Origin of the sequence: Methanococcoides seepicolus (genome assembly GCF_023684405.1) — an archaeon.
Taxonomy (GTDB): domain Archaea; phylum Halobacteriota; class Methanosarcinia; order Methanosarcinales; family Methanosarcinaceae; genus Methanococcoides; species Methanococcoides seepicolus.
In genome coordinates this window covers 1-20,964 of sequence record NZ_JAGSOI010000039.1, presented here as the reverse complement: position 1 = coordinate 20,964, position 20,964 = coordinate 1, and the positions used below count along the sequence as shown (strand labels likewise).

Sequence of the window (20,964 nt, the reverse complement as noted above, 5' to 3'; positions counted from 1 at the left end):
ATATACTAAATGTTTTAAAGTCTTATTTATAGTCTATAAAGTAAATCAAAACCCCATTTATGACAATTTATTAAATAAATTATTAAAAATGTTCAAAATTTTAAACTAGAGAGAATTGCGATTAACTGCTGATTTTTTTCAAAGCAAATTTGTTCGGCTAAATTTTTGAGCCTTTCTCTCTATTTCCAGCAGTTTGCTAGTATCTATTTATATACTTTTCAACTTTTTTGAATAGCTATCGCTATTCATCCCAAAGATTTTCTTCTGATTGTCCTCAATTGATAGAGATTATAACTGAGTGCTGTAATTAGCATTTTGACATTTGCTCTTGCCAACGTTGTCACTCTTACAAATCCTGATGTAAACACATTTTTGATAACAGCATAGGGCCTTTCCCCTTTTGCTCTTATTCTGCTAATCCTATTGTTTCTCATCTTATCCTTAATACCAATCGGATGTCCTCGCACCCCCCTTTGCATGGTTGCATCATACCCTTTTGAAGTTGCGCCAAAATAACCTCTATCCCTGTAAACAACTTCACCTTTTTCTGAAAGATCGATCTGACTATCATGAACTGAAGCAGTAGTTGTCTTAAATCTCCTTATTAGATCATAATCAGTATCTTCAATGGTATGTAGCTTATATCCAAAATGTGATTTAGATGCTTTTTTTGTCCATGTACCATCTTTACATCTTCTGGTCTTTGCTTCACTTCCACGAGGTGTGCCAAGACTTGCATGTCCTGGATCGGCATGTATGAATGTTGCATCCTGAATCATACCTTTCTTGATCTTCAACCCTTTACTATCTAGTTGCCTTTGTAATTCATTCCATATTTCATCCTCTTTTCCTGTTTGAGAAATCCGTTCCCGAAAACCCCATACAGTAGTGCTATCAGGAACCTTTGCAGGAAATTGTTGCAGATTGAAAATCTGCAACTCCTGTTAAATCTCTGATTTAACATGACCTAAGAATTTCCTAAAGGAAATTCTATCAGTTGCCTGTCTTTCAAGTTCAGGGTCAGATAAGCCATGCCATTGTTGTAATACTAACATCTTGAGCATGACGATTTCATCAAGGTTCGGTCTGCCACCCAACTCTGTTTTGTTGTTGTACATTTCTGCTATAATCGAACGAAATGGTTTCCAATCGATGAGAGATTCAATTTCAGAGAGCTTGTCACCGAGATTTTCAAGACGTTTGTACTCTTCTTTAAGGGCAAAGTTCGTTAAGGACATAATATAAAATTATCATAATGAATTATAAATTTTACTTCTGTTGGAGGGGTTTATCGGAATTCTCTAGAAAAAGATTTAATAAACGAAACTTCTTCTTCCTTGAAGACATTCAATATATTCATTAATAAAAAATATATTATTGCACAAAATAGAATAATCAAAAATATGTTTTGCAATCCAGTGGGTTCATAAATAAGGATAGGTATGGACATTATAGAAGAAGAAAATAAGCTTTTTATCACTGGTTGCAGGCTTACATCAAAGGGTAGTAGTCTGTTGGAATAAATGGTTGTTATAATTACACTGAAACAAAATGCTATGAGGGTTGTAAGAGCTGCCCCTATAATTCCAATATGAGGTATGAGGAGGAAATTCAAACCAAGATTCAAAGTTGCAGCAACCATCCATATTTTGCCAATTATCTTTGTTTTCTTTTCAAGCATTATTATTTGTGATAGTATCGTAAAAGCTCCGAACAAAAGCATACTAATTGCTACAAAAGGAGTTATCAAATATCCTTTATCTGCAATCTCAGGGGTTGAAAGTATTGTTAATAGGGGTTTGGACAAAAGGGACAATCCAAATACAGAAGGTATTGCAATAATCATGAAATACTTGAAAGAATAAGTAAGGATGAGTTTTACATTATTCATTTGCTTTTTATCATAATTCTCTGAAAGAATGGTAGGTAGCAGAAACGCAAGGGGAGATACGAACATCCTTACCATGACCCCAAGTGAATATCCAGGAGAATAATAACCAACATATGATGCTCCGAGCAAAATTCCAATCACATAGCGATCGCTGGAATTCACTACCCAGCTAGAAAGATTTCCTGGTACTGTGGGGATTCCGAAATCGAGATAATCCTTTAAATTTTTGAAATGAGGGACTTTAAACCCAACATCTCGATAGGCAAGCAAAGCCAATATAGCAAATAATATAATGTCTATTAGGAGCAATCCACTTACTGCACCTTGAATTCCATATCCATTAAATATAAAATATCCAACGGTTAAAATCATTAAAATGGACTTACTTAGCATTATGGATGAATACATTTTAATGTACTGCTTTGCGCGGAAATAATTAATGAAGAAAATTATTAGGCACTCAAACCAAACTATAATTGCCAATATATTTGCAATAATTATATTTTCCTCAAAAAGTATGTCTGCTATCTCTTCAGAAAAGAGATATAAAGCTAGTGAACATATTGTCGCTGATAATAGTACTATACTAAATATAGAATAAAATGTTTCTTGCAGTTCTTCTTTATTCTCAAGAGCAGGAATGTAACGAACCATAGTGTATGGAAGACCAAAAAGAACAATGTTGGGTATTATACCAATTGTGACCATTATTTGAGCCCAGATTCCATAATTTTCAATAGAGAGGTTCTTTGTTAAGATTGGTAGCAAAATCAAACTCTGTAAACCTAAAATTAGTTGAGTAAAAAATACGAGTCCTACTCTAAGTGTGAAGAGGTGGAATTGAGCCATGTAAATCAACTTTAGTAAAGATTATTAATATAAATAGTAAGCCCTTTATTTAGAAAAAAACACTTGACTATAACAATTGGAATTATTAGTAGCCTTAAATTTTCTTATCAAATTACTATCAGTATCTACAACAGTATATATCTTATATCCAAATGTGCCTTCGATTCCATTTTTTGTTCATTATCGTCTTTGTAATTTTCCAAATATCATCCTCTTTTCTTATTTTAGAAATCCTGTCTCAGAATTGCCATACAGTAGCGAAACCAGGAATCTTCAATAGAATTCTAAAAATTATTTAGTGAGTTTATGTCAGTAGCTTATCTTTTAATTTCAGTATTACACAAAACAAGCTACTGTTCTATTGCTATAATCTAAGAACAACTATTTCATCGATGTTTGGTCTGCAACCAAACTCTATTTTGTTTTTATGTATCACTACTCTAATCAGACAAAATTATTTCAACTTATATTTATTATATTTTATAGATATTCCATAAAATTTATTTTGTTACAAGGGTTTATTAGAACGGCCTAGAAATCTTTTTCTATTAGAAGATTATATAAATGCTACATTGTTTTAGTAAACTAGAAAAGGGTCGATTATGAAAAATATCTTTGAAGGCAAAAATATACTTCTTACAGGCGGAACGGGATCATTCGGTCAAAAATTTACAGAGACTATCCTCAGAGAGTTTAACCCACATAGCTTGAGGATATTCTCTAGAGGAGAGTACAACCAGTACAAAATGTCCCAGAAATTCAATGATGATCGTCTTCGTTTCTTGATAGGTGATATACGTGACAAAGAAAGAATGTCTCGTGCAATGAATGATATCGACATCGTGGTTCATGCTGCTGCATTGAAACAAGTCCCTGCCTGCGAATATAACCCAATAGAAGCTGTCAGAACAAACATCGATGGTTCTGTGAATGTGATTGACGCTGCTATTGATAACTCAGTTGAAAGAGTGATGGCACTCAGCACGGACAAGGCAGTTCATCCGGTTAACCTGTACGGTGCCACTAAAATGGCCGCAGAGAAATTGTTTATTCAGGGTAATACTTATGCAGGGAAAAAAAACACAAGATTTAGCTGTGTAAGATATGGAAACGTTATTGGAAGTCGTGGAAGTGTAATACCTCTATTCAAAGAGCAAAAGAAAAATGGTACCTTGACAATCACAGATGAAAAGATGACTCGTTTCTGGTTGACATTGGAACAGGGTGTTCATTTTGTGACAAACTCCATTGAACTTATGAAGGGAGGAGAAGTCTTTATCCCAAAAATACCCAGCATGAAGATAGTTGATCTGGCAGACACAATCGCACCGGATGCAAAGAAAGTTATCACTGGAATAAGGGCTGGCGAGAAACTTCATGAAATCATGATAACTGAAGATGAGGCCAGGCATGGTAAAGAATTTTCAGACTATTTTGTAATTGAACCTGAATTCCCCTTCTGGGATAGTGGTTGCCTGAACGGTGGTAAAACTCTTCCAGATGGATTCAGATATTCGAGTGAGATTAACGACGTATGGTTGACCAACGAGCAGCTTAAAGAAATGTGTTGAAAAGTATGCGACATAACAGATTGTGCCGTGTTAAGCATGTAAGGGATGATGGCTGGCTTTCAGAGCTAGTATCGATGAAGTATGAAGATGAACCATTTAACTTCATACATACATATTTGGTATCAGTAAATCCCGGAAAAGTTCGGGCCAACCATTATCATAAGAAAAAAGAAGAATGGATTGCAATCACAGCTGGAAAAATCGCACTGCTATTAAAAGATATGAGATCTGGAGAAGTGGATAAGATCATAATGGATACAAATTCCGAAAAGCAGGAGATTATATACATACCTCCTTTCGTTGCTCATGCAGTTCAAAATATCTCTAACACAGAAGCCAACTTAATAGTGTTCAGTAAAAACTCTGAAGATAAAGAGGATACAATCCCCCATGAGGTGTTAAATGATCCCATATGGACATCAATCGATTGATGAAAACGACGTTGAAGAGGTTGTAAAGGTACTCAATAGCGATTGGCTAACCACAGGTCCAAAGGTATCTGAATTTGAAAATATCATCTGTGAATATGTGGGATGCAAATATGCCATAGCTGTGAACAGCGGTACCAGTGCTCTTGACATTGCGGTAAGCTCATTGGACTTGCCAAAAGGATCAGAGGTTATAACAACCCCTTTTACATTTGTAGCTACAAGCAATGCCCTTCTGTACAACAATCTCAAGCCGATTTTTGCAGATATAAAAAAAGATACACGCAACATCGACCCTGAAGATATACTACGCAAGATCACAGCAAAAACAAAAGCTATCATTTATGTTGATTTTGCAGGCCATCCTTGTGATATCGATGAAATAAAAAAGATTGCAAGGGAATACGATCTGCGATTGATAGAGGATGCATCCCATGCATTTGGTGCCAGCTACCATGGAAAGATGATCGGTAATTTTGCAGACCTCACAGTATTCAGTTTCCACCCAGTCAAGCCCATAACCACAGGCGAAGGCGGAGTTGTTGTTACCGACAACCCGGAACTTGCAGAAAAAGTAAGGCTTCTGCGCAACCATGGTATAGACAAGGATGCAGCTACACGCTATGGTCCTGATGCTGGATGGGCCTATGATATGAAGATGCTTGGGCGTAACTACCGGATGACGGACATTCAGGCAGCCCTTGGAATCTCGCAATTGAAAAAATTAGATGGTTTTATAGGGAGAAGGAATGAGATTGCAAATCTCTATAATGAACTGTTGGATGGATGTGAATTTGTTGAAACCCCTATTACCAAAGAAGGTGTGGGTCATGGATGGCACATATATACAGTGCTATTAAATGAATCGATAAATAGAAATGAATTCTTTAAATATATGAGAAAGAATGAGATTGGCGTGAATGTTCACTATATCCCAATATATCATTTCAGCTATTATCGCGAACATTTTGATTTAGATGAGAACGATTTCCCTGAAACGGAAGATGTGTTCAATAGGATCATAACTCTCCCAATCTACCCTGGAATGAAAGACGAAGAGGTAGAGCTCGTGGTGAAAACCATAAAGGCTTGGAAATGATTTTAAAGTTCAGATTAATAGAAACTTGTTTAAGGTGATCATCATCAAAACCATCGCAATAATACCTGCCAGGGGAGGTTCAAAAGGAATTCCCAGAAAAAATATAAAAGAACTCTGCGGAAAACCGCTTATCGGCCACATCATAGAAACTGCTTTGAATGTGAAAGAGATAGATCGGGTAATTGTATCCACCGAAGATGCTGAAATTGCGGAAGTTGCTCAAAAATTTGGTGCAGAAGTTCCATTCATCAGACCGGAAGAACTTGCCAGAGATGAAACGCCTACATTACCTGTTCTACAGCATACTATAAAGTATCTTGAAGAAAATGAGAATTATAATCCAGATATAGTTGTTTTATTATATACAACATCACCTTTATTGAATCATGAAAGGATTTTTGAGGGAATAAAACTGCTCAAAGAAGGAAATTTTGATTCAGTTTTAAGCGTTGTTGAAGATAGAGGACATTATTGGATTGAAAAAGAAAGTAACTATGAAAGGCTATATCCGATTCAATTAAAAAATAGGCAATTAACAAAATCCTTATTTAAAGAAAATGGTGCAATCTACATTTGCAAGAGAGATCTTTTAATGGAAGAAAATACAATTGTTGGAGAAAATGTAGGGTTTTTAGTGATGGAAGAAAGGGAGTCTGTAGATATTGATGAGCCTCTTGACTTTGAAATTACTGAAATTTTAATGAAGAAATACAACTCACACTATAAATGATCAATTTCTGGAGATCTAGATTTTAAAATATATGGAAGTTTGTGAATGCTTAATTTAAAGAAAGATTTTATATTTGATGATTTGATGGTCAAAAATTTCATAAACACTTCCACAGAAGAAAAAGAAATCGTGAGAAATTGTAGAAACCATGCCAGTGTCAGAGAATGGATGTATTCTGACAACATCATATCTTCAGAAGAACACATGAATTTTATTAAAAATCTAAAAAATGATACTAAAAATTTTTATTGGTTTGTTCAAAAAGGGCAGGAATTCATAGGTGTAATTTCTTTAAATAAAATAGATTTAAAAAACAAAAATAGTTATTTTGGAATATATTCAAATCCTTACTGCAAACTTAAAGATAAAGGAAATTTACTAATCAAGTGTCTAAAAAAGTTAGTTTTTGATATTGCTGAGCTCCATACATTGAAACTTGAAGTTATAGATAATAATAAACGTGCAATAAGTTTCTATAAAAAATCAGGATTTAAAGAAGAAGGTCGATTAAAAGAATTTGTTTTCAAAAGCGGCAATTGGTATGATATGATTGTTATGGGCATTATAGAGAGGGAAAAGATACATGGAAATTAAAATTGGAAACAAGACTATTGGAAATAACAATTCGGTTTTCATAATAGCAGAACTGTCAGCCAATCATCTTCAGAATTTTGACCTTGCTGTTGATACCATAAAAGCCATGAAAGAAGCAGGTGCAGATGCTGTTAAAATTCAGACATACACCCCAGATACGATTACTATAGATTCTGACAATGAATACTTCCAGATCAAACAGGGCACTCTGTGGGATGGTAAGACACTTTACCAGCTCTATCAGGAAGCATATACTCCTTGGGATTGGCAACCTAAACTCAAAGAGATAGCAGAAGATTTAGGGCTCATATTTTTTTCATCTCCCTTCGACAGAACATCAGTTGACTTTCTTGAAGATATGGATGTTCCAGCCTACAAGGTTGCATCTTTTGAGATAACGGACATTCCACTTATAGAATACATCGCATCAAAAGGAAAGCCAATAATCATATCAACCGGGATAGCAACCCTCTCGGATATAGAAGAGGTAATAAATGCATGCAAGAGGGTGGGAAATCATCAGATAGCACTTTTGAAATGCACATCTGCATACCCTGCTCCTCTTGAAGAAATGAATTTAAACACCATTCCAAATCTCAAAGAAACCTTCAAAACAGTTACCGGACTCTCAGACCACACATTAGGGACTTCTGCCACAATAGCGTCTGTGGCACTTGGGGCAAAAATTGTAGAGAAACATTTTATTCTGGATCGAAATTTAGGTGGTCCGGATGCTGCATTCTCACTTGAACCAGAAGAGTTCAAATCCATGGTAATAGCTGTGAGGGAAGTTGAAAATGCACTTGGAAATGTTAATTACGAATTAACAGAGAAAATCAAAAAGAGTCGCGAATTTTCAAGATCTCTGTTTGCAGTAGAGGATATTAAAGCTGGAGATCAGTTTACGGAAATGAATGTTAGATCAATTCGACCAGGATTTGGACTACATCCAAGATATTTAAGCAAAATACTCCGCAAACAAGCAAGGAAAGACATTGAGAGAGGAACTCCTTTAGACTGGGATCTTGTAGAATAAATTTTTGGATGGGATCAACATGAGATTCGGATTAAAACTCTGGTCAACTAACCAGGACGTAATGCAAAAAGCGGCGGATTTGATCAAACAAGATGTTTTTCAGTACGTCGAGTTGACCCCAATTCCAAATACCGACATAACACCTTTTTTGTCCTATGAAATACCGTATGTCATTCATATCACAACAGAAAGACATGGACTTAACATTGCAGACAAACAAAAAGAAGATTTCAACCTAAAAATAATAGATGATTGTATCCAGTGGGCAGATCAATTAGATGCCAAATATCTTATCCTTCATCCCGGATTTGGATTAATCGATGATGCAATGGATTTTTTAAGTTTGATTGAAGATGATAGGGTTTTGATTGAGAATATGCCCAAGGTCGGATTGTTTGATGAACAAATGGTAGGCTATTCTCCTGAACAAATTGAAAGATTAATGGGATCGAAGTTCGGACTTTGCTTGGATTTGAATCATGCTGTAAAAGCTGCAGTAAGCTTAAAATTGGATTATAAGTTGTTTATTAAGGATTTTTTAAAATTGAATCCATTGATGTTCCATATTTCAGATGGAAATTTAAATTATGAAAAAGATGAACATCTTGCAATTGGAGAGGGGAAATATGATTCTGAATTTTTGATGAAATGTATTGAATCTACACCTAACAAAAATGTAACACTCGAAACACCAAGATCAAACCTCAAATCATTTGATGATGATCTCAAGAATTTAAGACTGCTCAGAAGACATATCTTATAAGGATTTTGATATTGAAAAAATTATAAGACAAATTAAAGACATATAAACTTAGACAGCCTGTGATACTTTTTACAACAAATAAAAAAATCATTTATACATTAAAGATTTAATTACAGAAATAATTCTTTCACTAGCTTTACCATCTAATTTATAATTCATATGTTGAGTATATTCTTCAGCTAACTTCAAATTTTTTGTTCTTTCTACAGAATTATAAAGCAATTGATTTATATCGTTTTTTAGTGAAATGGTGTTTTTTGATTCTTTAACATAACCATTCGTTACATATGTTTGACCAGAAAAATTGCATTTATTATAAGATATTGCAGGTACTTTCTTAAACAAGGCTTCTGCAGCTACATTTGAAGAAATCGTTATTAGAATGTCACTAATGCTTAAAATTGCATATAAGTCATAATCTCTTATAATCAGATAGTTCAATTTCTCTAATTTATCTTCTTTTAAAAGGGAATTATAATAATCTATATCCTCATTGGGATGCAACTTTATAATAATAAAAGTCTCATTTGCATTTTCTTCTAATGCAGAAAAAACATCAAGCACAAAATCTTTTCTCACATGATCATTAAAAGGTTGTGTTGCTAAACAAATTACTTTTTTATGAGAGGGAATACTAAAATGTTTTTTAATTTCATCTTTAGAATATGTTTTAAGTAATTTTTCATCAATTGTTGATCGCCCCGTAACAACCAACTGTTCAGAACGAATATAACCTTTATCTAACAAGTAATTTCTATCATGGTTTCCTTGTAAAACTAATTTATCTGAGTTAGAGATCCAATAGCAAGGGACAGAAGTAATCATAGAATGAGGTATATTGACCGTTTTTATATTTTTCCCCTTCGCCACTTCTATAAGAAGTCGTCCATAATAATTAAATTCGTTGCTAACTACAATAACTTTAGAATCATTATCTTCCATACATTTCTCAATAAAAGGGACTAATGCTAGATTATAGGAAAATTCGCAAACAATATAATTAATAATCGATTTAATTTTTTTGTTATCATATGATGAATTGTCAAGATTATATTTTAAATAATTATATATTTTCTGTTTTTGGGAAAATAATTTTAAATATGTGGATATAAATATAAAAAATGATCTGCAAATTATTTTAAATGAAGTGTATGAATATAAGGACATTACTTGCTTATTTTTTTGAAGTTCGTCTTTATATTTATAGAGAGACAATCTTTTTTTAAAAATGATTTTGTAGATAAAATTTTCAGACTTCGTTTTATTTAATACTAGTCCATATTTAATATCGTTTATATTTTTAAACAAAGGTTTAAATTCTGCATAATGATTTCCACTAAAAGGAAAGAAAAGGACATCTTTTCTGTTTTTTTTATCCATATGCAACTTTAAAAACATTGATTCACAATAGTTTAGTAATAGTTTAAATAAACAATACATAAAACTACTTTTACGTTTTGTTATTAATGATTCATATATTGCAAAAGAAGATGATTCAAGGAATCCAATCGAGTAATTATAAAATTTCACATCATCTTCAGGGGGTTTCTTACGTTTGAAGTAAGGATTTTTATACATGTGCTCTAAACTCCTTCTGCTAATCTAAAAGTAGTTGCTCTTAGATAAAATCAATTTATCAAATTAATTATTTCCTTTCTAATTGAGAAGTCTCTTTAAACTTTTATCAATCCATATTTCCACAAAAGTCTAGAAGCTAAAAGAAATGTTTTAAATAATGTACCATTTAAAGAAAATATATATACCAATTTTAATTTATGCTGCTCGATTTTACTATTTTCATAGTAAATATATTCATCCAGTCGGCACTTACCTTCCTTATTATTTCCTTTTAAAAAATTAAATAAAGTCAAATGCTTCAAAATTTCTTTAAATAATAACCTGTTTTCTTCAAAATTTAAATTGTAGTAATTAGAAGTGTTTTTTTTGTAAACAATTTCACAGCCCTTTATTTTCATATCAGGATTGTTTGAAATTCTATCACGAGTAGATGATTTATGTATAGCATTTAATTTTTCAGGAATATATAATATTTCATAGTATTTTCTAACTCTTAATAAAAAATCAATATCATTGTATGAGGGTAAATCTTCATCAAATTTGCATTCTTTTAAAATTTCTCTATTGAACATCATTAATGTAGCTGATCGGTTGTTATTTTTAATCAACCATAACGTATCAACAATATAGTTATTTGTACATTCCACTTTCAAATTTTTAAATTCATCCTCCTCAAAAACTACATGTTTATTAGATAACGAGAAAAAAACATTATCATTCATCATATATTCCAATTGTTTTCCGATTCTATCTGGTGTATATTCATCATCTGAATCTAATAAGGATATGTACTCCCCTTTTGCTTTATCTAGACCAAAATTTCTAGCATAACATACACCTGAATTATTAATTTTATAATATTTTATTTTTTTATTATTTATAAATCGTCTAACTACTTGTTTGGTATTGTCCGTAGAGCCATCATCAATTATTATTAATTCCCAATTGATATATGTTTGATTTAAAACTGAATTAATAGTCCTTTCTATAATATCCGCCCGATTATATGTTGGAATTATCACACTAACTAGGGGAATTTCTTTGTTATTTATATAAATTCCTCCAAATATTTCCTACAAATATTTTCGTGATCAAATATACAAATCATTTCCCTATTGTACTTTGAAAAAATATCTTTAGTAGGGGTGTCCTTTTCTATTTTATTTATCCGATTTGCCAAACCATCAACATCATCATATTTAATCAAATATCCATTTTTGCCATCTTTTCGGCCAAAATCAACCACTATAGAACTTACATCAAAACCAATATAGTTTCCGAGCTCTTTCGCAAGCAAAAACATCTGAGCGGTTGCACCACCAAATGTTTCAGTGGAATTGGAATCAAAGATTGCTGATGATTTCTTTTGGAAAATAAGGTCAAACATCTTTTGTCTATTATTTTATTCATGGATTACATCTTCATAAACACTCAAATACTGTTTAGCAATCTTTTTCCAAGTAAAACTATCTTCGACTCTTTTTTTTGCTTTGAGTCCAAGTTCAATTCTAAGTTGATCATCATTGATCAGTTTAACTAAAGCTTTCCTAATGTCTTCTGAATTTTTTGTTCTAATCAGCAACGCAGTGTCTCCTACCACTTCAGGACATCCTGTAGCATTACTTGTTATTGTCGCACAGCCAGCAGACATTGCCTCCAGCAAAACTAAACCGAAGCTCTCAGAAGATGAGGGAAATACGAATATAGAGGATGTTTCATATTCATGTTTCAATCGATCATAGCTAACATAACCTAATAAATCAATATTGTCAACATTCAGCCTACTAATTTGCATTTCCAACTGTTTTTTATAAGGACCATCACCACATATCACTAAACTATAATTCTTGATATCTTTCATAGCCTCAATGACATATTGGACACCTTTTCTTTCAAATAATCTAGTTACAACTAAGATTTTTCTTTCTTTATTTTTTGGAACAAAATTTCCAGGATGAATACCATTGGGAATTACTTTGACTTTATTCCAATGTTCTTTATTAGTGATATTTTCTAAAATCAAATTTTTATGATAATTGGTCGGACTGGTGATACACGCTGCATTTTTTACAATTGTATTCCAAAGTGGTTTAAGCAATTTGTGTTGTAGCCCAAATCTATCTGGGTTATAACCCGGAACATCACTTCCATGTGAAGTGATAATGTAAGGGATACTTTTTCTACTTAAATATGAAAGAACACCTGTTGGAATAATAAAATGAGTATGGACGATGTCATATTGATTAGTTTCCAATAATTTTGGCAAAAATCGATATGCAGAAATACAATAAGAAAGCATCTCATGTGTTTGACATACTTCTAGTTTTTTTCTAATGCTTGGGACTCTATATACAGTTACACCATTAATATCTTCTTTCGGCTTCAACTCTTTGTAGCCCATGGTAACCACATCAACGGTATGCCCCAATCTAACTAATTCTTCAGATAGTGATTTAGTCACTGGAGAAGCTCCACCTCCCAAAGGTGGATACTCATAGTTCAGCATCAAAATTCTCATTCGATCAACCTCTCGACCAGATAGTTCTTCCTTCCTTCTCCCCCATAGTAGATCTTGAGCATGATATCAGCCAGAATTCCAGACACGATCAACTGCACCCCGACCATGATCAATAATATCGCTAGCAGGAACAGAGGACGATCAGAAAGGCTCATCCCAAAGAACAACCTCTGGATGCCCAGCCAGCCTCCTAGCAGGACGCCGGCAAAACTAGAGATCAATCCTGCTCCTCCGAACACATGGATCGGTCTGACTGAGTATTTCTGCCAGAAACTGATCACTATAAGGTCCAGGAATCCCTTGACCACTCTTTTCCAGTTGTACTTGGTAACACCATGGGCTCGTGGGTGGTGTTTTACTTTTGCTTCTTCTATGGAGTAGCCTTTCCAGAGCAGCATGGCAGGGATGTATCTGTGGATCTCACCGTACAGTTCCAGATCCTTTACGCATTCGTTACGGTATGCTCTAAGGGTGCAACCTGAATCATGGATGAACTCACTGGTTATACTTCGTCTGAGCAGGTTGGCGAACTTGGATGTGATCGTCTTGGAAAGGGGATCTTTTCGGTCGGCTCGCCAGCCGCAGACCACATCGCACTGTTCGGTTTCGAGCACTTCCACCAGCCGTGGGATGTCTGCGGGGTCGTTCTGCAGGTCGCCATCCATACTGATCACGATATCCCCTATTGCATGGTCGAAACCTGCCTTCATGGATGCACTCTGGCCAAAGTTCTTCCTGAACTTGATGATCTTGATGTGCGGATTCTTCTCGTGGGCGGCTTTTAATTCTGTGAACGTACCGTCCGTACTACCGTCATCGACGAATATGACCTCGTACGTCCTGTCGTAATTATCAAGAGCGTTCTCAAGCGCCTCCACAAGAGGTTGTATATTCTCTTCCTCATCGAGTAAGGGGATCACGATCGATATATCAATAAGATTATCCTCCGCGTCTCCATTATTTGCAGCAGTCTCTAAAATAGTATTCACTTGCATTTAGATCACCTCATTGATCAGTGGATTCAATATACCACTGCACGTATCGCTTCAATCCCTCTTCCAGACCTATCTTCGGGCTGTATCCGAGGTCCCTGGAAGCTTTGCTGACATCAGACCATGTGTGTTCAGCATCCCCTTTCACAGATTCACCGTAGATGATCTCAGATTCACTGTCCGTGATGGAGACGATCTTCTCTGCAAGCTCACGGATGCTGATACGCTCCCCACCACCGATGTTATACTCACCTATGCCGTTTTTCATTGCACGTATGTTTGCATCGACGATATTATCAATGAATGTGAAATCCCTTGTCTTATTTCCATCCCCAAAGATCTCGATGGTTTCGTTTTTAAGGGCTTTTTTAGTAAAAATGTTGATCGCCAGATCCGGTCTCATCCTGGGGCCGAAGACAGTGAAGTACCTGAGGGCTATAGTATCAAGGTCATGGAGCTCATTGAAGACACGGCAGTAATGTTCAGCAATAAGTTTCGATGCACCATATGGGGATACCGGTACATTCGGATGGATCTCATCGAACGGTAGATATGAGACCTTTCCATAGACCGAAGATGAAGATGCATTGATCACCTTATGTACTCCCGAATTCACAGCAGCTTCGAGTACGTTCAATGTACCTGTGGCATTTGCAGTATGCGATTTAGATGGATTATCTACTGATATTCTTACTCCCGCCTGTGCTGCATTATGGAATACGTAATCCACATCTTCAAACAGCTCACAAAGCAACTGTTTATCCAGTATATTGCCCTCCACAAGTTCAAAATCAGGATTATCCATGAATGGTTCGATATTCTTTCGTTTAACCTGTGGATCATAGTATGGATCAAAATTGTCCAGGCATACGACCGTACCCATATCCAGCAACTGATCACACAGATGTGATCCGATAAATCCAGCTCCCCCTGTAACTATACTCCGCATAACGTCCTAAGATATATAATATATTATTTAAATGTGTTTATATTCTCTATAATTATCCAACCAGAATTTGACAGTTTATAAAAATTAATGCTAATTTTGGTGATATTTTGCTTATTTTCCATCATATTTGCCCAATCTACAACTAAAATAAGAACATATCACAAATTATAGTTTTTAAATAACATTAGTTACCATAAATCTTTAATTTAGTAACAACTGTCAAATTCAAAAAGGCTAAAAAAATAGAACTGTCAAACTTGGGATCCAATAATAAATTTCAAAATAAAAACACTACATATTGTACAATTGGGTTTTGTGGCTCATGTAATAAAGCAAATTAAATAATAATCGTTACCTTGTCGTCATAAGTTAATTGCTATTCTCTATTTCATCGTAGAGTGATAGGTTCCACCTATAAACTTTGAGAGAATCATAACTTTCCACTTTAAAGATAGTATCATTCGATAAATAAGATCTCATTTCAGGTCTTATACCTCTTTGTGTCATGTCATCCACAACGATCCAGCCTTGAGTATGAGCATTTATTACATCTTCCAATGCCCGCACGTCCCTAATTGCTGTTGCATTAGCATAAACATCATATTGAGTATTATTTATTAGGAAATCATCAATTCCTGTCCCGGTTATGGGAAATGCCAGCCAGTAATCACATTTTCCAATATAATATTGTGCAAGTGGTGTCCAGCCAGCCATAATTGCATCATCAGGACCCATGTTTGTTTTGATAGTATTGTAGGCCTCTTTGAACTCTGCCTGTGGGGTCCTAGGTTCCAATTTGTAATTATCCTCAGGAGTTAATTGAAATTGAGCTACTGATGCTAACAACAACAGAATTATGATTGCTGAATTAATTAAAACCTTTGTATTCGGGAATCGCAACTTCGGCAAAAGTTGTTCCTTTTTATGCTCTGTCAACTTTATGATCAACAAAGACGAAAATACAACTAATATCGGAAATATGAAATATAGATATCTAAATCCAAGAAGTTTAACATGAAATGAGATAAAATAAAAAGGGATCATGTAAGACAATATCAAGAGTGTTCCCAACCCTGGTCTTTTCTCAAAAGCCATAACTGCTCCAAGAGGGGCTAAATAGAAGAACAAAGGAACCCAGTCCTCTAAAAAATAAATATAAGATCCAAAATAATCATATCTTGTATTGAAGACTTGGGATATAACCCGAGTAAGATCTGTAGCAAATATCAGTACCAATAAAATCGCTAATGACAAAACCACAGGTCGTATATCTATGGATTCTATCTGTATCCTTTTAGCAATGTCAATATTTCCGATAAGGAAGTAAATTAAAGCCATAGGAATGAGCACGTAACCAAATAAGTGACTTGACATAGCACCCAATATGCATATTACGAGCAAAACGAAATTCTTGGTTGTTCTATTATTATTAAACTCGTAGATCAATAGTATTGAAGCTAAGTAGAAGAACTGTAGCTGTTGATACATGCGGGCTTGACGTGACCACATTATTTCCCAAACAGAAAATGCTATAAATATCGAAGCTAGAATTCCAACATTTCTATTTTCCAGTTTTGCACCTATGAAGTATACAATTGGTATTGTCAACGTGCCAAATATAACACTGGGAAGTCTTCCTGCAAATTCACTCACTCCAAAGATATTGTATGATAATGCAATCAGATATGTGTTCAAAATTGCCCGGCCATAGATATGTCCCGAAGGAAATACAGGTGAATCGTATTGCAAAAGTGCTGCTGCAGCATTGGATGATATCGCTTCATCGAGCCATAATGATTGATCTCCGAGATGATAAAATCGAAGCAAAAAACCCACTACAGTGATCATGCCGATCAATAGAGCTACTTTTAACTCTGCTCGGTCAACCCCACTTCTTTTTTGTTTAAGTGTCATGATCTTGATTTAATAATTAACATTAGAGTTTTCAAATCTACTTATCAACACTGTAGCTGCACCGAAAATTATCAAAATACTCATCAAATATCTGATAATCGTCGATTCTATCAAGTTAGTATTTATTTCTTTGATGACTAACAGCATGCAAAAAATTATTAACATTAATTGAAATACATTATTTGCACCAATTTTTATTAATTCAAATTCAGTACTCTTCTTGTAGGACATGTCTACTTCTTCATATATAATTTCCAATGATCTTGCCACATTTTTACTAAATGGTATGCCATAAAAGGTAGCATGTTTAACAGGAATAATTATTCCACTAATAGAGTACCGTATGATCTCAGCATAGTAAGCTGATGCCAAAAGCAACATATATAATGCAAAGAACCAGTTGATCTTGGTTTGGAGTCCGGGAAATACAAAAGGATTCAGTTGAAGATAAACTGTTATGATAACAGCAACAGCAAAGAACATGATAAAGCTTTCAAGAATAATTAATTTTATTGCTGAAGCATCGATCGTTTTCACACGTTTCTGTAGCCAATGAAACCTTATAAAGATTCTGGTTTTATGGGGTTGTAATGTATTGGCGTTGAACTATTATCAGTCACATATGAATGTGCATGACTTATGGGGGTTTTAAATCTTAAAAATGACAGCAAGCTTGGCATATTTTGAATCGATAGTAGTCCTTTTTGGTAAACTCCGAGCAACTAAATATTATGCCAACACCAAACTTTAAGACAGCCTCCAAATAAGGCTAAGAAGCTCAAAATGACAACTTCTAAATAAATCTAAATAGTATCCATCTTAATATATTTGTATAGGCCAATGGGGGAATTTGGTGGGACCAGAAGTAATTACAACCTTGTCTAACCTTTTCGGATATCCTTCGGATACATCTCCTGAAAATTGAAGGGAGATCAGTATATAAAGCCACAAATTCATTTAGTTATAAAGGCAGAACATTATGACCTTAGCTACTTATGGTTATCAGTAGAGAACATGGGGTGATCATCACGATCAAAGACGATTATAATCTATTCCTTACGATCATCAAAAAAATAAATTCATTATTCCATAGACCAGTTCCCGAAATATCTCATGGAGATCTAATTGAATGGGATGTATCTGCGATTCAATTAAAGCAAGGTGAGGAGCTAATAATCTCAGGTAAAACTAAACCTGATAAAAGTATAAAATTGGATGTTAATTTCGAGGTCTCAATTCCTGTTAAAGATAAAAAGTATGAACACAGGTTCGATGACGTCGCGATAAATTCAATACCAAATGAATTCCAGGTCGAGGCATATAAGGTCAAGAATATGACCTTCACGGTCCGAATGCTTATACCTTTTAAGCAGTACAGAGAAGCTGAAAATGGACGGGCAGTATACATTGACAAAGATGTTCCTTCAGGAAACTATGATATAGTCATAAATGGAGAAACTGAAAGTGTAGAAAATGTTCTATTGAAGATCAAATCTTCACAAACAATCGTTTCAGACAGTGAAGGCAATTTTGTTTACGGATATCCAACAAAAGCATTCCCTGTTGGACCCATTAACTTATTCTTAGGACGGGAAGAAAAAGAAATAAAAATAATCCCCTGAAACAGGAGATTCATTCCTTTTTGCTCATTATTGACATGAACTCGGTTGATCCCATTACAGGAACAGTTTCAATGTAGCACACATCCGACCATGGGAGGTTGAATGTTGCAAAAGCCTCTGCATCGTCGCACTCATATAAAATAAAATATCTACCTCCAGTGAGATCGACCCATTGATCGTGGACCTTTATCCCTGCAGGCATTTTTATTTCTTTAAAGTGTTCAAGTATGAGATCACGACTCTCTGGTTCCCAAGTACTGATTTCCATATATAACATATTCATTACCCCCACTTTTAATTGATCAATTATACCATAAAATTAGATCCAAAAGGATCTCATGGTATCATTACTGTTTTAATGATGTTCATTACTCCATTACTGGCTTCAATATCGTCCTGGATTACATTTGCATTATTTACTTTTGACCATCTCGCGGATCTCAGCTTTTTCTGCTCATCAGTGATATGAACTCGGTTGATTTCATTACAGGGACAGTTTCAATGTAGCACACATCTGACCATGGGAGGTTGAATGCTGCAAAAGCCTCTGCATCCTCACATTCATACAGGATAAAATATCTTCCTCCTGTGAGATCGACCCATTGATTGTGTACCTTTATTCCTGGAGGCATCTTCAGTTCTTTTAAGTGTTCAAGTATGAGATCACGTTTCTCTGGTTCCCATGTACTTATTTCCATGTATAACATTTTCATTTCCCCACTTTTAATTTATCGATCATTTACTTTTAAACCATCTCTGGTATCAAAAGTAATTGATCTTCCCTGGACAGTTTCTACAGATCGCCTAATTACTAAAAGCACAGCTGATCGTCCTTTTAGCATTTTCATCTGTGTCCCCCGACCACCAAATAAATTATGCATGTTAAGTTCAATCTTTATCTCATATATAGCTTACTATCGATTCTTACCAAACTATATTTATTTTAAATTAAATCTAAAAAGAAGCCTTTAAGGTAGGGTCATGAGCTAATATAACCAAGACAATTCCTTTAGTGCAAATGGACTTTGGATTGCTCGGATGCGATCGGGAAATTAGCCCAGAAATCCCGATCCCTTTCAGGGTCTGATTCCGTTTTCAATTCTTCCGGATATGGGAAGAACAATCTGGAATATTCTTTTTTCGAGTCACTAAAACGCATAACATAAAACTTAAGGATCTCAAGTAATGCATCGCATGTCAATTGATTATCAGTATATTTTTTTATGACCTGAGCCAGGTATTTCTCTTCAACAATGTTCAAGGAAGAGACTATATTTAGGAATGTTTCATTTGCAACATCTATAAATTCATTCGACTTCGGTTCTCTGGAAAAAATATGTGGCATTATTCTTTCGTATTCTTTCAAGATCGCATCGAATTTTAAAGAACTCTTATTTTCAACCACCTCATCCAGTTTTAAAGAGAGATTATGACTATATAGGCGGAAAAGATAGTGATTATACTGATGGAATTGTTCCAAATTTTCAATTGAACCTGATTCTTTTACTTTCCTAAGATCTGCAAAAGCAAAAAGTTTTGTAATGAAATGGTGCCTTATGATGTTGTTTTTCAGCCGATCATCTTCTTCCATCGGGTAGTCAATGTAGTCACGAAGTATCTTCTCTGCAAAAAAACCATTACCACGATCGACCACTAATCCTTTCACTTTATCGGAGTAGATCTTGATATCCCGCATCCCAATGGTGGGGGATCCGGATTTAAATATGAAACCATCAACCTGGGGAAGTTCTTTCAGGAATGTGTCGGTGAAGTTATCCATCTTTTCTGTTAGATCATTCTGTGTTATTGGTTGAATTAATCTTTTTTTCCCATCTACAAGTACTATCCTCATAGAATCACGTGGAACCCCAAGTCCAATTTCCACTTCCGGACAAACTGTAATAAAATCTGCAAATGGCATCATATCACGAACTGTCTGGCAATGAATGACACTTCCATCATAGCGCACATTTTCAAACTCCAGGCATTTACTTACGACTACTCGAGGCTTTGCGTAAGGATACTCAGGGATCTCATATTGCACCATCTTTCCCCCAATTAACTGATGTAAGATAAAAACACTAATTCATGCTCGTGACTACTCCCACGACTAAAGTTCGTGGGCTTCTATGGTTTTTCAGCCAAGAGATTGTAGACCCAATCTCAGTATATTGATAGATGCATTGAAATCCCTATCCATTTCAAGATTACAACAATTACATTTATGTATTCGGTCTTTCAATTCCTTTTTGACAATAGTTCCACACCTTGAACACATCTGGGAAGTGTATGCAGGATTGACCAATACTACCTTTGAACTAGCACATTCTGCCTTATTCTTGATAGTGTCTATTAGCATCCTCCATGCAACATCCATTATGCTCTTTGCGAGATGGTTGTTCTGAACCATGTCTTTAATATTCAGATCTT

22 protein-coding genes and 1 pseudogene are annotated in these 20,964 nt (G+C 34.8%); 8 read left to right on the top strand and 15 right to left on the bottom strand.

Going from position 1 to position 20,964, the window contains the following annotated elements:
- Positions 1 to 245: 245 nt before the first annotated feature.
- Together KDK67_RS09560 and KDK67_RS09555 are read right to left on the bottom strand one after the other, a co-directional pair.
- A pseudogene (locus KDK67_RS09560) lies at positions 246 to 1,238 on the bottom strand (IS5 family transposase).
- A 50-nt stretch (positions 1,239 to 1,288) separates the two neighbouring features.
- Complete coding sequence (locus KDK67_RS09555; protein ID WP_250868564.1) at positions 1,289 to 2,740, bottom strand: flippase; 1,452 nt, start codon at positions 2,738 to 2,740, stop codon at positions 1,289 to 1,291.
- Positions 2,741 to 3,342: 602 nt separating this feature from the next.
- On the opposite strand from KDK67_RS09555, the gene pseB reads away from it, so the two are divergent.
- The 7 genes from pseB (at position 3,343) to KDK67_RS09520 (ending at position 8,961) form a co-directional block, all read left to right on the top strand.
- Positions 3,343 to 4,311: a UDP-N-acetylglucosamine 4,6-dehydratase (inverting) gene (gene pseB / locus KDK67_RS09550; RefSeq protein ID WP_250868563.1), complete on the top strand. Its 969-nt coding sequence runs from the start codon at positions 3,343 to 3,345 to the stop codon at positions 4,309 to 4,311.
- Between the two features lie 74 nt (positions 4,312 to 4,385).
- Positions 4,386 to 4,742: a polysaccharide biosynthesis C-terminal domain-containing protein gene (locus KDK67_RS09545; RefSeq protein WP_250868562.1), complete on the top strand. Its 357-nt coding sequence runs from the start codon at positions 4,386 to 4,388 to the stop codon at positions 4,740 to 4,742.
- Complete coding sequence (pseC, locus tag KDK67_RS09540; protein WP_250868561.1) at positions 4,714 to 5,838, top strand: UDP-4-amino-4,6-dideoxy-N-acetyl-beta-L-altrosamine transaminase; 1,125 nt, start codon at positions 4,714 to 4,716, stop codon at positions 5,836 to 5,838. Before KDK67_RS09545 ends, pseC begins: the two co-directional genes overlap by 29 nt.
- A gap of 34 nt (positions 5,839 to 5,872) precedes the next feature.
- The gene (locus KDK67_RS09535) at positions 5,873 to 6,568 is read left to right on the top strand and encodes an acylneuraminate cytidylyltransferase family protein (RefSeq protein ID WP_250868560.1); all 696 of its coding nucleotides are present in this window, start codon (positions 5,873 to 5,875) and stop codon (positions 6,566 to 6,568) included.
- A 45-nt stretch (positions 6,569 to 6,613) separates the two neighbouring features.
- Entirely contained in the window at positions 6,614 to 7,162 is a 549-nt protein-coding gene (pseH, locus tag KDK67_RS09530; RefSeq protein WP_250868559.1) for a UDP-4-amino-4,6-dideoxy-N-acetyl-beta-L-altrosamine N-acetyltransferase, read from the top strand.
- Positions 7,152 to 8,198 carry a pseudaminic acid synthase gene (gene pseI, locus KDK67_RS09525; RefSeq protein ID WP_250868558.1) on the top strand — a complete coding sequence of 349 codons (1,047 nt, stop codon included), beginning with the start codon at positions 7,152 to 7,154 and terminating at the stop codon, positions 8,196 to 8,198. Before pseH ends, pseI begins: the two co-directional genes overlap by 11 nt.
- Positions 8,199 to 8,217: 19 nt before the next feature.
- Positions 8,218 to 8,961, top strand: a complete 744-nt coding sequence (locus KDK67_RS09520; protein WP_250868557.1) for a TIM barrel protein — start codon at positions 8,218 to 8,220, stop codon at positions 8,959 to 8,961.
- A gap of 87 nt (positions 8,962 to 9,048) precedes the next feature.
- Here the strand turns inward: KDK67_RS09520 and KDK67_RS09515 are convergent, their stop codons facing one another.
- From KDK67_RS09515 to KDK67_RS09480, 8 genes are all read right to left on the bottom strand, one after another.
- Complete coding sequence (locus KDK67_RS09515; protein ID WP_250868556.1) at positions 9,049 to 10,539, bottom strand: capsular polysaccharide export protein, LipB/KpsS family; 1,491 nt, start codon at positions 10,537 to 10,539, stop codon at positions 9,049 to 9,051.
- A gap of 95 nt (positions 10,540 to 10,634) precedes the next feature.
- The gene (locus KDK67_RS09510) at positions 10,635 to 11,561 is read right to left on the bottom strand and encodes a glycosyltransferase family 2 protein (protein ID WP_250868555.1); all 927 of its coding nucleotides are present in this window, start codon (positions 11,559 to 11,561) and stop codon (positions 10,635 to 10,637) included.
- A 26-nt stretch (positions 11,562 to 11,587) separates the two neighbouring features.
- Positions 11,588 to 11,926: a hypothetical protein gene (locus KDK67_RS09505; RefSeq protein WP_250868554.1), complete on the bottom strand. Its 339-nt coding sequence runs from the start codon at positions 11,924 to 11,926 to the stop codon at positions 11,588 to 11,590.
- Between the two features lie 15 nt (positions 11,927 to 11,941).
- Positions 11,942 to 13,057: a glycosyltransferase family 4 protein gene (locus KDK67_RS09500; protein ID WP_250868553.1), complete on the bottom strand. Its 1,116-nt coding sequence runs from the start codon at positions 13,055 to 13,057 to the stop codon at positions 11,942 to 11,944.
- Positions 13,054 to 14,052 (bottom strand): glycosyltransferase family 2 protein, encoded by a 999-nt coding sequence (locus tag KDK67_RS09495; RefSeq protein ID WP_250868552.1) that lies wholly within the window; start codon positions 14,050 to 14,052, stop codon positions 13,054 to 13,056. The genes KDK67_RS09500 and KDK67_RS09495 overlap by 4 nt, the downstream gene beginning before the upstream one ends.
- A gap of 10 nt (positions 14,053 to 14,062) precedes the next feature.
- Positions 14,063 to 14,998: an SDR family oxidoreductase gene (locus tag KDK67_RS09490; RefSeq protein ID WP_250868551.1), complete on the bottom strand. Its 936-nt coding sequence runs from the start codon at positions 14,996 to 14,998 to the stop codon at positions 14,063 to 14,065.
- A 369-nt stretch (positions 14,999 to 15,367) separates the two neighbouring features.
- A complete protein-coding gene (locus KDK67_RS09485; protein WP_250868550.1) occupies positions 15,368 to 16,912 on the bottom strand; it encodes a glycosyltransferase family 39 protein in 1,545 nt (514 codons plus the stop codon).
- A 9-nt stretch (positions 16,913 to 16,921) separates the two neighbouring features.
- Positions 16,922 to 17,449 carry a hypothetical protein gene (locus KDK67_RS09480; RefSeq protein WP_250868549.1) on the bottom strand — a complete coding sequence of 176 codons (528 nt, stop codon included), beginning with the start codon at positions 17,447 to 17,449 and terminating at the stop codon, positions 16,922 to 16,924.
- Between the two features lie 482 nt (positions 17,450 to 17,931).
- Between KDK67_RS09480 and KDK67_RS09475 the strand changes: the two genes are divergently transcribed.
- Positions 17,932 to 18,534 carry a hypothetical protein gene (locus tag KDK67_RS09475; RefSeq protein ID WP_250868548.1) on the top strand — a complete coding sequence of 201 codons (603 nt, stop codon included), beginning with the start codon at positions 17,932 to 17,934 and terminating at the stop codon, positions 18,532 to 18,534.
- Between the two features lie 10 nt (positions 18,535 to 18,544).
- On the opposite strand, the gene KDK67_RS09470 is transcribed toward KDK67_RS09475, so the two are convergent.
- From KDK67_RS09470 to KDK67_RS09455, 5 genes are all read right to left on the bottom strand, one after another.
- Positions 18,545 to 18,811, bottom strand: coding sequence for a DUF3303 domain-containing protein (locus tag KDK67_RS09470; protein WP_250868547.1), 267 nt, complete (start codon positions 18,809 to 18,811; stop codon positions 18,545 to 18,547).
- A gap of 59 nt (positions 18,812 to 18,870) precedes the next feature.
- Complete coding sequence (locus tag KDK67_RS14570; RefSeq protein WP_420846939.1) at positions 18,871 to 18,978, bottom strand: fasciclin domain-containing protein; 108 nt, start codon at positions 18,976 to 18,978, stop codon at positions 18,871 to 18,873.
- A complete protein-coding gene (locus KDK67_RS09465) occupies positions 18,975 to 19,241 on the bottom strand; it encodes a DUF3303 domain-containing protein (RefSeq protein WP_250868546.1) in 267 nt (88 codons plus the stop codon). Before KDK67_RS09465 ends, KDK67_RS14570 begins: the two co-directional genes overlap by 4 nt.
- Before the next feature lie 302 nt (positions 19,242 to 19,543).
- Positions 19,544 to 20,581 carry a YbgA family protein gene (locus KDK67_RS09460; protein WP_250868545.1) on the bottom strand — a complete coding sequence of 346 codons (1,038 nt, stop codon included), beginning with the start codon at positions 20,579 to 20,581 and terminating at the stop codon, positions 19,544 to 19,546.
- Positions 20,582 to 20,671: 90 nt separating this feature from the next.
- Positions 20,672 to 20,964: RNA-guided endonuclease InsQ/TnpB family protein (locus KDK67_RS09455; protein WP_250868544.1), on the bottom strand; the 293-nt coding region annotated here is incomplete at its 5' end.